Source organism: Chroococcidiopsis sp. TS-821 (assembly GCF_002939305.1).
In the GTDB taxonomy this organism is placed as follows: domain Bacteria; phylum Cyanobacteriota; class Cyanobacteriia; order Cyanobacteriales; family Chroococcidiopsidaceae; genus Chroogloeocystis.
In genome coordinates, this window is record NZ_MVDI01000001.1 from 970,357 (window position 1) to 985,524 (window position 15,168).

11 protein-coding genes are annotated in these 15,168 nt (G+C 42.7%); 6 read left to right on the forward strand and 5 right to left on the reverse strand.

All coding sequences use genetic code 11. The features are described 5' to 3' along the window. Nucleotides 1-141: 141 nt before the first annotated feature. Together B1A85_RS04515 and B1A85_RS04520 are read right to left on the reverse strand one after the other, a co-directional pair. Nucleotides 142-1,047 (reverse strand): cyanophycinase, encoded by a 906-nt coding sequence (locus B1A85_RS04515; protein ID WP_104545691.1) that lies wholly within the window; start codon nucleotides 1,045-1,047, stop codon nucleotides 142-144. 350 nt (nucleotides 1,048-1,397) lie between these two features. After that, nucleotides 1,398-1,616 carry a hypothetical protein gene (locus B1A85_RS04520; protein WP_104545692.1) on the reverse strand — a complete coding sequence of 73 codons (219 nt, stop codon included), beginning with the start codon at nucleotides 1,614-1,616 and terminating at the stop codon, nucleotides 1,398-1,400. A gap of 392 nt (nucleotides 1,617-2,008) precedes the next feature. Between B1A85_RS04520 and B1A85_RS04525 the strand changes: the two genes are divergently transcribed. Beyond that, nucleotides 2,009-3,919: an acetate--CoA ligase family protein gene (locus B1A85_RS04525; RefSeq protein ID WP_104545693.1), complete on the forward strand. Its 1,911-nt coding sequence runs from the start codon at nucleotides 2,009-2,011 to the stop codon at nucleotides 3,917-3,919. 553 nt (nucleotides 3,920-4,472) lie between these two features. Here the strand turns inward: B1A85_RS04525 and B1A85_RS04530 are convergent. Next, nucleotides 4,473-6,128 (reverse strand): alpha-amylase family glycosyl hydrolase, encoded by a 1,656-nt coding sequence (locus tag B1A85_RS04530; RefSeq protein WP_104545694.1) that lies wholly within the window; start codon nucleotides 6,126-6,128, stop codon nucleotides 4,473-4,475. Between the two features lie 536 nt (nucleotides 6,129-6,664). Here B1A85_RS04530 and B1A85_RS04535 point away from each other — a divergent pair. Beyond that, nucleotides 6,665-7,210 carry a gamma-glutamylcyclotransferase gene (locus tag B1A85_RS04535; protein WP_104545695.1) on the forward strand — a complete coding sequence of 182 codons (546 nt, stop codon included), beginning with the start codon at nucleotides 6,665-6,667 and terminating at the stop codon, nucleotides 7,208-7,210. 85 nt (nucleotides 7,211-7,295) lie between these two features. Here B1A85_RS04535 and B1A85_RS04540 read toward each other — a convergent pair whose 3' ends face one another. After that, nucleotides 7,296-8,258 (reverse strand): protochlorophyllide reductase, encoded by a 963-nt coding sequence (locus B1A85_RS04540; RefSeq protein ID WP_104545696.1) that lies wholly within the window; start codon nucleotides 8,256-8,258, stop codon nucleotides 7,296-7,298. A 238-nt stretch (nucleotides 8,259-8,496) separates the two neighbouring features. Continuing rightward, nucleotides 8,497-9,039: a universal stress protein gene (locus B1A85_RS04545; RefSeq protein ID WP_104545697.1), complete on the reverse strand. Its 543-nt coding sequence runs from the start codon at nucleotides 9,037-9,039 to the stop codon at nucleotides 8,497-8,499. Nucleotides 9,040-9,857: 818 nt separating this feature from the next. On the opposite strand from B1A85_RS04545, the gene B1A85_RS04550 reads away from it, so the two are divergent. From B1A85_RS04550 to B1A85_RS04565, 4 genes are all read left to right on the forward strand, one after another. Next, the gene (locus B1A85_RS04550; protein WP_104545698.1) at nucleotides 9,858-11,018 is read left to right on the forward strand and encodes a response regulator; all 1,161 of its coding nucleotides are present in this window, start codon (nucleotides 9,858-9,860) and stop codon (nucleotides 11,016-11,018) included. 95 nt (nucleotides 11,019-11,113) lie between these two features. Continuing rightward, nucleotides 11,114-11,479, forward strand: coding sequence for a response regulator transcription factor (locus tag B1A85_RS04555; protein ID WP_104545699.1), 366 nt, complete (start codon nucleotides 11,114-11,116; stop codon nucleotides 11,477-11,479). A 33-nt stretch (nucleotides 11,480-11,512) separates the two neighbouring features. After that, a complete protein-coding gene (locus B1A85_RS04560) occupies nucleotides 11,513-12,073 on the forward strand; it encodes a chemotaxis protein CheW (RefSeq protein ID WP_104545700.1) in 561 nt (186 codons plus the stop codon). A 232-nt stretch (nucleotides 12,074-12,305) separates the two neighbouring features. After that, nucleotides 12,306-15,113, forward strand: a complete 2,808-nt coding sequence (locus B1A85_RS04565) for a methyl-accepting chemotaxis protein (RefSeq protein WP_104545701.1) — start codon at nucleotides 12,306-12,308, stop codon at nucleotides 15,111-15,113. The last annotated feature ends 55 nt before the right edge of the window (nucleotides 15,114-15,168 follow it).

Genomic DNA, 15,168 nt, shown 5'->3' on the forward strand with positions numbered 1-15,168 from the left:
AATTTATCAAAATAATATGCGATGAGTTATTAATTATCAAAGAAAGTTAGTTGCATTTTTCAATTATGATTGAGTTACATGACTAAAAAGAAGCAGCGATCGCTACTTCTTTTGATAAGTTAATTAATTTTTAAATACTATCTAGGTCGCTAATTGCTCTAATAGCTGTTGTTCAGTTGATGTTGCGGCTGTTTGGTTATTATTGGAGCCATTATTTTCTGACTCAGAGGCTGAAGGAACGTTATTCAGAATAGGCTTACGAGCTTTGAGATCGAATTTATAGCCGTGCGGTAGAATATGCAGCTTAGCTCCACAAACAGCTAAAGCCTCATCCTTTAATATTTCATCAACATTTGTATGAGTAACATTCGAGTCATCTACAACTGTAACCGACCCTTCCCCAACAACTTCAAATTGGTTATTGCTCACAACCATCGCGGTATTTTCATCGATACCAAATCCTAAAACAGCAGGTTGTTGTGCCAGTGCGGCAATTAAGCGCCCCAAGCGCCCGCGTTGTGAGAAATGCTGATCGATGACAACTCCTGGAAGAAAGCCCATCCCAGGACCTAATTCTACAATTTCCATGCGAGGGTTTGTCTCAGAGTCGCCTTCTACAATCATGACATCAGGCATCACCGCCGCTCCTGCACTCGTACCACCAATCACGATTCCTGCTTGAAAGCGTTCGTGAATTTTTGTGTCAATTTCTGTATCTTTGAGGATACTTGTGATGCGGGCTTGATCTCCGCCTGTAAAAAATATGCCTGTTGCCTTTTCAATCGCTTCCAATGCTGTTGAAGAGCTAGCGTCTTCACGAGTTTCTGTATCTACTATCCGTACATCTTCAGCGCCTAAACGTTCAAAAATTCTAATATAATTTTCTCCTACTTCGCGTGGCAGTTCAGTTGCTGCTGTCATAATCACGATTCTGGCTTTTGTTCCTCCTGCGCGACGAACAAACTCACGCAAAATCGTACATTCTCCCTCTTTATCTTCGGCTCCACCGATAATAACCAGTTGACCTTTTGCTTGGCTTTGTGCCATATTGCCTCCAAGTATTTCTCTATATCAGGACTTAGGCACCATCGGTAGAAGTATAATCAACCTTTGTCTGTTCTCTGTTCGCCTACTTCTGACAAAACAATCTCGTGTAGAGAAGAATGAGAACTTGCATAAATCCTGCTTATAGATGTTAAATAAACCATAATAATTTTGTTTGTACTATTACCCATTTGGTAGATTTATATACAGAAGGCTAAAATCTGCACTACTTTAGATAAGATAAGCTGTGGATTTGCAACAATCTATATTGAAATAAAAAAGACCCTAAAGCCAGGGTCTATTGCTGACAGCAGGTAAGTTTAAGGTTAAGATTCTGACTCTAGCGTACTTATTTATACTGAAGAAGCTTCTCGCACGCGGCTACGCAAAATTAAGTTATCTAAAAAAGCGCGCGCGCGTTTGAGTGGAAGGTGTCTTGGCTTTCCTTTAAACACAATTTGATATTCATTTTTAGTTGGACCATCACCGTAGCCTGAAATGAGTCTTCTATGAAATGCTTCTTCTGCTAATTGCCGAATTTCTTCTCGAAGAGCAGCTTCCATGTCGTTCATAATCGTGCTGTCTCCTATAGCTTCTTTAATTAATGTTTATATTTACTCATAGAGGCGGTCAGAGCGCACCTTTCGCAGGTTATATATCTAAGTAAAAAATCTCTACCGAGATGAGAAGCTGAGTTATTAGATAACTGCCTTAGCGAAACTATACCCTTAGATAGCTGAAAAATAACTATAGAAAAGTTACTCTTGGTCGCAAACGTGGTTAGTTTTATTGAGTTTGATATTTTAGGACGTTCGCGCGCAAGAGAATACTAGCCACGCCCTAACAAGTTGTGCACTGATTGCACCATATCTCTGGTCTTCGGCTTCTTCATAGTAATTCGTTAAGTAGTGAAGTTGAGGCGCAGCTAGCTGAGCGTCCGTAATGTTTTATTGGGAGAGACTCGATGGTACAAAGCGCAAGTACAGACGTAGTTAGAGTGAATGCTAGAGCAACTGACGTATTCGATATTTTTAATTTTAAACATTACGAAGGACCCAATCGTTATTTGGAAACAGGCGCGTTAATCTTTGATTTAGCGCTTACCAAATATCAGGAGCCATTAACGATAGAAGACTATGTTGCAGCAGTAGGCGATCGCTACCCGCAGCTGCGTACCGAAAAGTATCAATCTCACGCACATTTATTTGCCCGCACCGTGTCTGAAGTCGGAAAACTCGACATGGGCTTACATTTAAATCGTTGGAGTATTGAGTACTATCCAGAATATGCCAGAATTGCCGTGCAATCGTTGCATGGCAAAACTACTCGCGCAGTTGTTTATTTTGTTTGGGATTGGTTTGAAGCCATTACACAAAATAGAGAAATCATCTACGATGAGCAGATGAGAGTCCTCCAAGATAAATTTCGGCAATCAGTGTATGGTGGTCCTACAGTTTATGCTTTATTGCGCACTGCCGATCGAAAACGCATTCCCACGTTTTATCTGTGGGATGAAGGGTTAATGCAATATGGTTATGGTAGAAAGCAAGTACGCGGCGTAGCCACAACCTTCGATGCTGACAGCCACCTCGATTCGGACTTTACCACACGCAAAGATGACTGTAAGGCTTTTCTCAGTACGCTTGGTTTTCCTGTGCCAAATGGCGACCTCGTTACCTCGCTCAAAGAAGCTTTAGCTGTAGCAGCAGATATTGGTTATCCCGTTGCAGTCAAGCCAGTAGCAGGACACAAGGGAATTGGCGTTACTGCAGACGTGCAAAATTCTGAGGAACTCAAATCTGCATACGATCGTGCAGTTGACGCAATCCCGGAAGATCAGCCAATTCGGATCATTGTTGAAAAGAGTATCTCAGGGTCAGATTTTCGATTACTTTGTGTTAATGGTAGGTTTGTAGCGGCAACTGAAAGGCGTCCTGCATCAGTCGTTGGTGATGGTGAATCGACAATTGCCGAATTAATTGAGTATGAAAATCGCAAGCCAGAGCGTCTCGATACGCCTACCTCTGCAATGAGTAAAATTCAGTGCGATGAGGCAATGGAACTTTACTTAGAAGAACAAGGCTTATCATTAGATAGCGTGCTAGAAAAAGATCGAACTGTGTATCTGCGTAAGGTTGCTAATCTTTCTGCTGGTGGATTTAGTATCGATGCAACGCGCAATGTCCATCATGACAATATCATTTTGGCGCAAGACATTGCCCAACATTTTCGACTAACTTGCCTGGGTATAGACGTCATTACGCGCAGTCTCGCTGAGTCTTGGAAGTCTGGTAACTTTGGCATCATTGAAATTAACGCAGCGCCAGGAATTTTTATGCATCTTAATCCTGCTGTTGGTGAAAGCGTAGATGTGCCGTCACATATTCTCGAAACGTTTTTTGAGTCTGGCACTCATGCCAGAATACCGATTATTACATTCAATCGTGTTTCTGTAGGAGAACTTCAAGAAACAATCGACCACATTCTTTTGCAGCATCCCGACTGGACGATCGGTGCAGTCTGTCAAGATGGTGTTTTTGTTAATCGCTCGCAAAAAGTTTTGAATAAACTGTACAACAACAACGTGCAAAACTTACTGCGCAATCCCAAGCTTGATTTGCTAATTGCTGAGTACAACGAGGATGTTTTAGAAAAAGAAGGCATGTTTTACTACGGTAGCAACATGGTTGTCCTCAACGATCCGACCGAAACAGAAATGATGCTCGTGCGAGACGTCTTTGAAGATTCCACTATCGTTGTCAAAGAAAGAGACAATATTTCTATTCGTCGTCGGGGATTAATCGAAGATTACACCTTAGGCGCAGGAGAACCATTTACACGAGTTTATCTGAAAGAGATTGGCACAATATTGTAGAAGATAGCCTAGCAAATTAAGTCGCGGGTCGATAATCTCTGTCTACCTGTATGGACTACTAACCAGCAGATCTCAGCCAGGGGTTAGAGGTGCTCTGATGGAAGAGCATTCGCTGCATAAAGGCGGTCAGAATAAAAAGCTAGTTGAATCAGCAATCCTGTGCATAGGTGTCCTCCGTTGAGCGAAACGATTGAGTAGTGGGTAGAGAACACCTTGGAATTGAGCTTTCAATATGTCCTAATGCTATTGACCATTGCCACAAACGGTGTAGAAACCTGTGAAGATAGGTTTCGTTAGTTTAGCTGCAATTTTAATTGCTGAGCTAAAGTTTCACCAAAGTCCAGATACTGAGTTATGGTCATAGTCAATAGAGTTAGGACATTATCGAAGCTTATCGTGATTTCCCTGAAGGGAGTTTAACCCTGACCCCTGCTATAACTAATCCAACGATCAATGTGTTGTACAAACTCTCAATCTATTGAACCACAAAACTAAAAGTGAGCTACACGAATGAAGCTCACTTGAGAAAGAATTAATATATTTAGTTAGCTTATTACTGTTGCCAAACAAATACCTTGGCTTCGTAAGATCCAATGTCAAGCATCATGCCATCTTCTCCAGACTCTACATCATAGTCTCCTGTCCATTCGTGCCACTTGCCAGCTGCAGGAAAATTAGGTACGTGATAACCGCCGAGGAAGTTTTCAGAGAAGTTAGCGACAACGACAATCCGCGAACCTTCGTCGTTCCAGCGCGTATAGGCAAGAACTTTAGCTTCTGGGTTTTCGTGGAAGAAGTCAATGTTTTCAGTGTAAAGCGCGTGATTTTGCTTGCGTAGCGCAATCATCCCTTTGTAGTACTCAAATAAACCACGATTGAGATCGTTGCCTAGCAATGTCCAATCAATTTTGGCAGAATCAGGAGTTTTAGGTTTGTATTCGCCAAACTCTTCACCCATCCATACAAGTGGAACGCCGATCGCTGTCATCAAAATTGCCACGCCGAGTTTGATTCGCTTGAAGGCTTCTTCGTCAAAGATTTCGCGATCGCCTAACTCAACCATCAGGTGGTTGTGGTCGTGGTTTGTTAAATAATTAACAACATTCACTGTCCCCATGAAGCCTTGACGTTTACAGTCAATGACATCCTTAAGGCGTTCTAAATCAAATGTGTCACCGCAGATATGTTCTAAAACACAGTGATAAAAACTATCATGCCAGCAACCATCCATTGGTCCATCAGCGTTAGTGATGCTGGGAGTTTCGGGAATATGCTCGGCAACAGTATAAAACGGCTTCATGTTAGCCGTCTTTTTAGCTTCTTGCACAATCCAGTGCATAAAGTCATAGTTTGCAATTTGCCGTGCAGCATCAAAGCGAATACCATCAGTATGATACTCCTGAATCCAGAAACGAACGTTATCGCCAATAAATCGTCGTGCTGGATAGGTTTCTAAATTTTCGTCGTAATGCTCATAATTAAATTCTGGTCCCCAGTTGTTATCAGGGTCGCGGGGAGCATGATGATACCAGTAATCATGATCGATTTGTGTCAGTGGAGCTGAAGCTTCGGAGTGGTTATAAATACCATCCATAATGACGCGAATTCCTCGCCCATGGCATTCATCGATGAGATGTTTTAATTCTTCTGTAGGACCATAACTTGATTCTGTCGCGAAAAAATGCCGCGGGTTGTACCCCCAACTGTGATCTCCTGGATATTCTTTAACGGGCATAAGTTCAATCGCATTAACGCCCAGTTCGCAGAGATAGTCAAGTTTCTCAACAACGTGCTTGTACTTACCACGAGCGTAAGGATCGTCCTCACCGCCAGAAAAATCGCCTACGTGTAATTCATAGATGACTAATTCATGGTTTGCAGGTAAAGGCTGATCGTCGTGTTGCCAAACATAAGTGTCAACAATCCGTTTTCCATCTTTGATTCGTACAACTCCATTTTGAGTGGGATTATCGATGTCTACTGCATAAGGATCGACAACCTCAACCCATTGATCCGGCTCAAAAAACCAAGATTTAGATTGAACGCGGAATTTGTATTGGTAACTGCCATCTTCTAATTCTACTTTTGTACGGAAATAGCCATCTTCACTTTTTTGCATGGGGATATCTTCCCAGTTTGAGAAATCCCCGATCAAGGCTGCTCCTTTGATATATGGAGCAAACAATTCAAATTCAATCGGAGCTGCCATAGACGTGATTAAATTAGCAATATAGATACCCGTATTATCTTGTTTTTGGCTGTACCAGTCTATAGGTCTCAGGAAGTATGTTGCTCTATATATCTGGGTTTCGTCATAATCGGGCGCTAATTAGCATTTAAGGCAGTTTTAAGTGCGTTTCTACTAATAATCCCAGTAGATCGGACTTTATCAAATTTCATACTTGTATATGTAATTTTACTCCTTCTAAATTAATTAATAAAATATACCTAAATTTAAAAAAAATTAGGTAATTTTACGTAAATTTAACTAACGCTCAACTAACTTTTTTAGGCAAAAATGCTGTTTTTTTTCGAGAATGACTTGGATTTGGCAAACGTTATGAAAGCAGCGATCGCGCAGTTAATACAATGTAAATTCGGTTGACAGCCTCACAAGCTCCTTTGCTCCAACAAGGTTGATGAACGATGCACAGAAAATACACTTTGTCGACCGGGATACGTGGTTTTATCGCAAAAAAGTTCTGCTAAAATTGGCTGAACGACAAATACTTTGATAGCAGCTTTATGAGCTTTCCGGTACGACAAGCAGCACCGCAACCCACAGAAGCAATGTTTTACTATTTTGCGTATGGTTCTTGTATGTGTCCGGTAGATCTTAAGCGATCGCTCGGTGAAAAAACGCACATTTACGTCATTGGACCAGCCCAGCTAAAAGGATATCGCCTAGGGTTTTATTCATATTCACCGCTGCGCAAGTCGGGAGTTTTAGACATCATCAAAGACCAAAGTGGTGTTGTAGAAGGCGTATTGTATCAATTACCCTGGCGCTTAAGCGCTCATTTAGACGAACGCGAAGGCGTGCTGCAAAATTGGTATCGCCAAGAAATTGTCAACGTCTTCAGTGGCGATCGTCTCTATCAAAACGTTCGCACTTACGTAGTCGTCGATAAGTTAACCGAAGAACTCGCCCCAAGCGACTGGTATTTTAACGTTGTACTGCGGGGTGCGGTGACGTGCGGACTCACCGAGCAATACTGCTGGAACTTATTCAATCACATGCATCAACTACAACAGCGCTACGCTCACCATCAGCTATTACGCTCAGCTTGATGAATTAAGATGTCACAAGGTGAAGTCAGAGATCGGTACCATTGAATCGTCAATCCTCGAACCTCCGATCCCCGACTTCTTGCTATCATGCAAGCCCGACTAGCTTTTCACTCAAATCCCACATCCGCTCGGCTTTTGTATCATCGCTTGCTTGGGGAGAAACCTTTTGCACAAATGGTTTACCATCTTTCTTTTGGCGATTACCCCAACTCCAATAAACACCTGATTGCTTATATTCAGGATCGATCGTTACTGCGGCAACGCGCTCGCCAGCCAATTCTTGCGATACATACCCCCCAGTAATATACTTTTGAAACAAGGGGAAAAGTTTCTGAAACAGCGGATAGTGGTTGCGAAACAGCGGAGTATCAGCAACGCAACCTGGATAAAGCGAAGTGAAAGTAATTCCAGTTGACTCGTGATAACGTCGATGTAACTCCCGCATCGTCAACACATTACAAACTTTGCTATCTTTGTAAGCTTTCACTGGTTCAAATTTCTTGCCATCAACCATCGAAATCGGGGCTTTGAAGCCTTCAGCAAAACCATCTAAGTTTCCTAAGTCAGGACGTGGAGGAATTTTGCCGCCCAATTCATCAGGATTATGCGTTACAGTTCCCAAAATCACAACTCGCTTATCTGTAGCTGGTGAATTTTTGAGGTCTTCAAGCATCAGGTTGCACAAAAGAAAATGCCCAAGGTGGTTAGTCGTCATTGTCAACTCATAACCTTCTGGGCTGCGCTGTGGCTCCTTCAACAAAGGCATATAAATCGCAGCATTGCACACCAAAGCATCTAATGATTTGCCACTTGCTCTAAAGTCGTTCACAAATTTGCGAACGCTATCGAGTGAGCCAAGGTCAATATGCATGAGAGTGTAACTGTCTTGTGGTATTCCCAAGCTTTCGGCTGCGTTTTTTGCTTTCTCTAAATTTCGACACGCCATCACTACGTGCCATCCTCTACGAGTAAACGCTTTTGTTGCGTATAAACCAACTCCTGACGATGCTCCCGTAATGACAACTGTTGACTTGTGATGTTGTTCCATGCTGTGTTCCAACTCCGTTAACTGCTTCTAAGCTTTTTTTTAGGATCTCACACTGCCGATCCAACTTATGTATAGAAATGAAACTATGGCAAGAACGTGAAATAAACGTAACTTCACGTTGTCATGGGTAATTGATCGTTAGAGATTGATAGCGTTTGGTTAGCGTTTGTGTAGCTAATTGCTAACTGCCAAGTGCTAAAAGCTTTTCCATTAACTATTACCCATTACCCAAAAACGACTAACTGCTGATTTGTAATTTCTCTTTTGTTTGTTCTTTTTGAGTTGCTTCAGAGTGCGTGCTTACCCGATGTTGAACAGTCAGTACCGAGCAAGGTGCATGGTGTAAAACATAATTACTAACACTACCTAAAAGTAGTTCGCTTAAGCCAGAAAGACCTCTACGCCCAATGACAATCAAGTTAGCTTGCCAATCACGCGCCGTATTGCATATTATGCGACCAGGACTACCTACACATTGATTAAATTCTGTTGTAACACCTGCAGCGGTTGCTTGGTCTGTATACGATCGCAGTAAATCTAAGCCGTGTTTTTCCATTTCTTGCCACTGCTGTTGATAAAGTTCCAGCGTGCGATCGCTTACGCCAGGATAGTATCCCATTGTTGGAAATATCGGGACACCTGCACTTCCTTCGGCTTCTCCTGATAACACGTGCAACAGCATTAACCGAGCTTTATTGACTTTTGCTAAACATAGTGCTTCTTCAAAAACATCTTTACCAATTGCAGAGGTATCCATTGCAGCGAGAATGCGATCGAACATATAGACTGCCTCCAACTATGCATCGTTACTCGTCGTTCACCTGCTTGCGACACGTTTTACCAGAAAGCAGGAGCGCAACAACCGTGCGGTATATTTCTAATTTATGTATATAAACAAAGATTTTGAGGAAATTGTGGGGAAACTTAAAAAACGGCAACTTTATTCATAGCGTTTCGCGCAAAAGTTGCTCTGAATAGGTAGTTCGTACAGAGGAGCCGCTTTCCTCAATCGCAAACTGGCGCGAGCTGCAAGAGAAACTGATTGTATTCCTAATGACGTGCCGTGATATCACATGGCGTGCGGGGTATGAACAGCACTCGCGATGTGTTATGCGCGATCGCTGCTTGTGACTTAATTATTAACCTTGCATAACTTTAAAAGCTCTGTATTGCAATTAGTTCATCTTTTTGGCAATTTAATCTCAGAAAATGCTTGGTTTGGAAGTTAGAACAATGATTTCATGCTAATGATTGTTTTATTCTCCCGCGATAACACTTATGTATGGTTTTCTTGCTGAAATAAATTCAGTATTGATACGGTTACTGAGTTAATTCTAGCAATGTCATGATCGATTCAACTTAACGAGGAGTGATATTTGCTGCAATCGAAACAGAGTGGTAATTTTACCTTATTGTATGCTCTGAATTATCGGTAAAATAAAATGCATGTTTTGACCTAACTACACGATCGATATTTTAAATAACAATTGAGCAAAAATGATATTAGAATAAACCGATTTTTATTAATATATCCCAGTTAAATATTCAAGCTATGAAAACTGGTAGTACACAAAGATATAGCGAGAAGAGCTTAATATTATGCTTGCTGGAACAATCAACAATACCGATTTTGTCAGTAAATTGACAAGCTTAAAGCAAGAAAGATTTAGTGGAAAATTACTACTCAAAGATATCCAAAACCAAGAGTGGATTATTTACCTATTTCTGGGGCGAATTTTGTATGCCACAGGTGGTCATCATCCCGTAAGACGCTGGCGCAGAAATTTACTCACTTATTGTCCTCAGCTTGATATCAATAATCTGAAATTTCCAGAGAATACCGAAAATATTAGCGGTGATATCTCTTGGGAATATCTTTTATTGTATTCGGCAGTAGAACACCAACAAACAACGCGCGATCAAGCAGCAAAAATTATTGCTTCAATTGTTGCAGAAGTGCTATTTGACATCACCCAAGCAACAAATATTACAGGTGAAGTGAAGCCAGATAATCTCTCGGTGCCTCAACTTGTATTGCTCGAACCAGGGCAAGCGCTCGCCGAAGCCCAACACGCCTGGCAAAACTGGCAAAAAGCAAAACTCGCAGATCGTTCGCCAAACCGCGCCCCGATTATTCGCGAACCCGAACAGCTACAACAGCAAGTTTCGCCAGCAGTTTTTCAAAATCTGACAAAATTATTAGATGGACAGCGATCGCTACGCGATATTGCCGCGGGAATGAAGCGCGATGTGATGGAAGTTACTTCTTCACTTCTACCCTACATTCAATCAGGTTTAATTGAATTTGTTGACATTCCTGATGCTGCACCACCAATTTCTCCACCAGCTACAGTTGCGTCACAACCAGTAGTCGCCGCCTCAAATGCTTTAATCGCTTGTGTTGATGATAGTCCGTTAGTTTGTCAAAGTTTGGAAAAGATTTTAACAACTGCAGGCTATCAATTTATCTCGATTCAAGATTCATTACGCGCGATCGCCACTCTACTGACTCGCAAACCAGAATTAATTTTTTTAGATTTAGTCATGCCCAATACTAATGGCTACGAAATTTGCAGTCAGTTACGCAAGGTTTCTGTGTTTCGCGATACGCCAATTATTATTCTCACTGGTAACGATGGCATCATCGATCGCGTCCGCGCCAAACTTGTTGGTGCTACAGATTTCTTAAGTAAACCAGTAGATGCTCAAACGTTACTAGAAGTAACGCAAACGCACCTCAACAAAACTCCGCAGGTGTAATTAGGAAGAGGTCACCTAGAGAAGCAATTCCTGACCTCCGACTTCTAAATTGGTTTCTTTTATTTTCCTAGTTGATACATTTCTGAGGTTAAACAATGAGTACAGTTTTAGTTGTTGACGACTCCATTACTGAAATCGAAATTATTAGTAGCTGTCTGCGTCGTAGCGGCTTAAATGTAATTACTGCCTGCGATGGTGGCGATGCAATGAACAAACTCAGCAGCCAAAAACCAGATGCGATCGTTTTAGATGTCGTACTACCCGATAAAAGTGGCTTTGAACTTTGCCGCGATCTCAAAGCTGAAGCAAGTACCAGCAAAATTCCTGTTGTGATTTGCTCAACGAAAGGCAGCGACATGGATAAATTCTGGGGGAAAAAGCAGGGGGCAGATGCATACTTATCTAAACCTGTCGATCAAGAAGAACTCGTACGTACCGTTAAACAACTAATTCAAGGTTAAGGCAATCACAATCGCCTCGCCAGGAGATGAGCCATGATATCAGAGTTTTTGACTAGAGGCACGACACCCAGTATTACAACGGAACAAGCCACTGGTGCAACTCAACAGTTTTTGCGACTACACCTCGTTCCTGATACAACAGCTATGCTGGCAGTGAATCAGATAACCGAAGTGCTGACAATCCCGATGACTCAAGTTGTACCAATTCCCCATATGCCAGCTTGGGTACTAGGTGTTTATAACTGGCGGGGTGAAATTCTGTGGATTGTCGATTTAGGGCATTTGTTGGGGCTGACTCCGTTGTCGCAACAAACAACTTACCATTCAACTTATACGGCTATCGTTATCCGTAATGCTCAATCAGAGAAATTTGCTTTAGGAACTCAAAATACCACGGAAAAGATGCTGGGCTTATTAGTAAATCGAGTAGAAGATCTCGAATCGTGCAACCCAGACATCATTCAATCTCCTCCACAATCAGCAGTTAAACCTGAGTTTGTTCCTTATCTACGCGGATATTGGCTCAAACCAACAGGTGAAATTATAGTGGTGCTTGACGGTAACTCAATTATTGCGGGAATGGCTCAAAACTGAGTCTTTTATAGATGATTTTTTTACTAAATTTAGCTCGATTTGTGCATAATTTTTGTTCTCGCTAATTGTTATTTGCCAACAGCAATGCGCAATTAGCCATTTGCGTGCTTGTAGTAAGCAAGCAACTTAGATATACAAATGATGTCAACATAGCCACGGTCAATACGGTTACTTATAATCCTGACCTCTGATCTCAGACCCCTGCTATAACTATTTTTATTAGTTTTTACCTATGGTTCCCTCTTCTGAACCCAATACAAATACTTCTACAAGTGATGCTCCTAATTCTTTTGGGCAAGGTACGGCGATTGTTCATCACCAGTTACCCCAAACCGAAGAAACTGCACTTCCACAAAACACAGAAGCGATCGCCAACGAATTACCAACGCTACCAGAACCCCAACCAACTAAACAGCGAAAGTCCAAGGGAATTAGTTTGCGGTATAAAGCAACTGCACTGGCGATCGCACTGGGGACTTTACCTGTTTTGGCAATTGGGGCGACTGCATACCGGTTTGCGCACCAAGCCTTTGTTAGACAGGTGATTCAAGGGCAAGTTGAAAAAACATCGCTGATTGCTAATAAAGCAAATGGCTTTATGCTGGAGCGTTATGGAGATTTACAAACGCTATCAAGTTCACCAATATTTACCGATCCGCAGTTGCGAGCGCAAACAACGCTGCAACAAAAGCAAGAAATTCTTGATACTTACATCAAAAACTACAAAGTATACGACAGTATCGCTGTTTTTGACCTTGATGGTAACGTCTTATTTCAATCGCAAGGTGCTGCACTACCAAACCAGCGCGATCAACTGTATTTTCAGTTAGTTAAGAAAAACGCCAAGTCATACATTGACTTACCGACAAGATTGCCAGCATCCGAAGAATTTGTCATTCAGTTGGCAGCACCAATTCGCGATCGCACCACAGGCGAAATGATCGCAATTTTACGTACGCGGATGCCTGTTAAGCAACTTGCCAACTTTCTGTTAACCGCAGGCGTCGAAGACGAGTATCATATCCTCGATGCCGCAGGGGCAGTCTTTTTGGATACCGGCGATAACCACCATCTCGGTGAAGAATTCTTTGAACACTTTCCTGGACTGAGAAGACCTTTAATTACGAGAAAATCTGGTTCCCAAATTGTCACTGACATGGAAGATGACGAGGAAGTTATCGCTGCGTATACTCCCACGCAGTCGCTCGAAGGGCTACCAGATTTGTACTGGCAAATCGTTCTTCTCAAAGAGACGGCGATCGCATTTGCGCCGCTCAAAAGCTTAGAAGCAACGCTCATTTTAGGAACTGGACTCACCGCGCTTTTGGTTGGTTTACTCGCCGCTTATCTTGCTAACCGCGCAACTAAACCAATTTTGACCGCAGCCGAAACTGTAGAACGACTTGGGGAAGGAGAACTAGACAGTCGCATTCCTGTTAAAGGTAATGACGAACTTGCTACTCTAGGCAGTAACATCAACTCAATGGCAGCCCGATTACAGCAATTGCTCGATACTCAAGCCGCTGAGGCCGAACGGGTACGCCAAGTAAAAGATATTACGGTAAAGTTAGTTCAATATACGCAAATACAAGATCTTTTTGAGGCTGCTGTTACAGAAGCTCGCCAAGCTCTCCGTGTTGATAGAGTCGTTGTTTATACTTTTAATGAGCGATGGCAGGGGACAGTGGTTGCAGAATCAGTTGTCGCTGGATTTCCCCAAGCTTTGGGTGCAGATATTGACGATCCGTGCTTTGCTGATAAATATGTCGAACGCTATCAACAAGGGCGGGTACAAGCTACAGATAATATCTACGCTGCTGGTTTGACGGAGTGTCATATCAAGCAACTTGAACAGTTTGCAGTTAAAGCAAATTTAGTCGCTCCTGTAGTGCAAGGCGGACAGCTTTTAGGCTTATTAATCGCGCATCAGTGTTCGGCACCGCGATCGTGGCAGCAATCTGAGATTGATTTATTCTCTCAAGTTGCAGCGCAAGTCGGCTTTGCTTTAGACCGTGCTAAGTTGCTAGAACAGCAAAAAACTGCTAAAGAACAGCTACAACAACGCGCGCTAGAGCTACTGCAAGAAGTTGACCCCGTTAGTCGCGGCGACCTCACCATCCGTGCCAAAGTGACTGCGGATGAAATTGGCACAGTTGCAGACTCTTACAACGCTACTATCAATAGCTTACGGCAGATCGTTACTACAGTACAAACCGCAGCAGCACAGGTAGCGAATACAACGTCAAGTAGTGAAATGGCAGTTGCGGAATTATCGACAGAAGCATTGCGTCAAGCAGAAGAAATTGCACTGGCACTCGAAAAAGTTCGCCAGATGTCACTATCAATTCAAGCTGTTGCTGAAAGTGCCGCCCAAGCCGAAGCAGCAGTACAACAAGCAAATGAAACCGTACTTGCAGGCGATCGCGCGATGAACCGTACAGTTGACGGTATTGAAGCCATTCGCGAAACAGTGGCAGAAACAGCCGCTAAAGTCCGACAACTCGGTGAATCTTCGCAAAAAATTTCTAAAGTAGTGAGTTTGATTAGTTCGTTTGCCGAACAAACAAGCTTGCTATCACTCAACGCCGCGATTGAGGCGGCGCGTGCTGGAGAAGAAGGACGCGGATTTGCCGTCGTTGCCGATGAAGTTGGTTCGCTGGCACGGCAATCGGCTGAAGCAACAGCAGAAATTGAAAAGCTTGTTGCCGAAATTCAGGCAGAAACCAATGCCTTAGTAACGGCAATGGAAGCAGGAACCGAACGAGTTGTAACGGGAACGCGGTTAGTTGATGAGACGCGGCAAAGTCTGAACAAGATTACTGCTGTCAGCGCCCAGATTAGTTCTTTGGTACAAGCGATTAGCGAAGCATCAGTGATGCAATCCCAAGCTTCTGAGGAAGTGACAAAAACAATGTCCGATGTGGCAGCGATCGCCAATCGCACTTCCAATGAAGCAACGCAAGTATCTGCTGCCTTTAAGCAACTACTAGCAGTCGCCGACGAAATGCAAACGAGTGTTGGTCAATTCAAAGTTAATTAGGAATTGCGGGTTAGTGGCTAGTTTCTCGTTTCTTTCCTCATTTCCACACTCTAAT

Excerpts from the sequence above, each read along its gene's own strand:
- B1A85_RS04515 (WP_104545691.1), bottom strand. The coding sequence starts at position 1,047 with ATGGCACAAAGCCAAGCAAAAGGTCAACTGGTTATTATCGGTGGAGCC.
- B1A85_RS04520 (WP_104545692.1), bottom strand. The coding sequence starts at position 1,616 with ATGAACGACATGGAAGCTGCTCTTCGAGAAGAAATTCGGCAATTAGCA.
- B1A85_RS04525 (WP_104545693.1), top strand. The coding sequence starts at position 2,009 with ATGGTACAAAGCGCAAGTACAGACGTAGTTAGAGTGAATGCTAGAGCA.
- B1A85_RS04530 (WP_104545694.1), bottom strand. The coding sequence starts at position 6,128 with ATGGCAGCTCCGATTGAATTTGAATTGTTTGCTCCATATATCAAAGGA.
- B1A85_RS04535 (WP_104545695.1), top strand. The coding sequence starts at position 6,665 with ATGAGCTTTCCGGTACGACAAGCAGCACCGCAACCCACAGAAGCAATG.
- B1A85_RS04540 (WP_104545696.1), bottom strand. The coding sequence starts at position 8,258 with ATGGAACAACATCACAAGTCAACAGTTGTCATTACGGGAGCATCGTCA.
- B1A85_RS04545 (WP_104545697.1), bottom strand. The coding sequence starts at position 9,039 with ATGTTCGATCGCATTCTCGCTGCAATGGATACCTCTGCAATTGGTAAA.
- B1A85_RS04550 (WP_104545698.1), top strand. The coding sequence starts at position 9,858 with ATGCTTGCTGGAACAATCAACAATACCGATTTTGTCAGTAAATTGACA.
- B1A85_RS04555 (WP_104545699.1), top strand. The coding sequence starts at position 11,114 with ATGAGTACAGTTTTAGTTGTTGACGACTCCATTACTGAAATCGAAATT.
- B1A85_RS04560 (WP_104545700.1), top strand. The coding sequence starts at position 11,513 with ATGATATCAGAGTTTTTGACTAGAGGCACGACACCCAGTATTACAACG.
- B1A85_RS04565 (WP_104545701.1), top strand. The coding sequence starts at position 12,306 with ATGGTTCCCTCTTCTGAACCCAATACAAATACTTCTACAAGTGATGCT.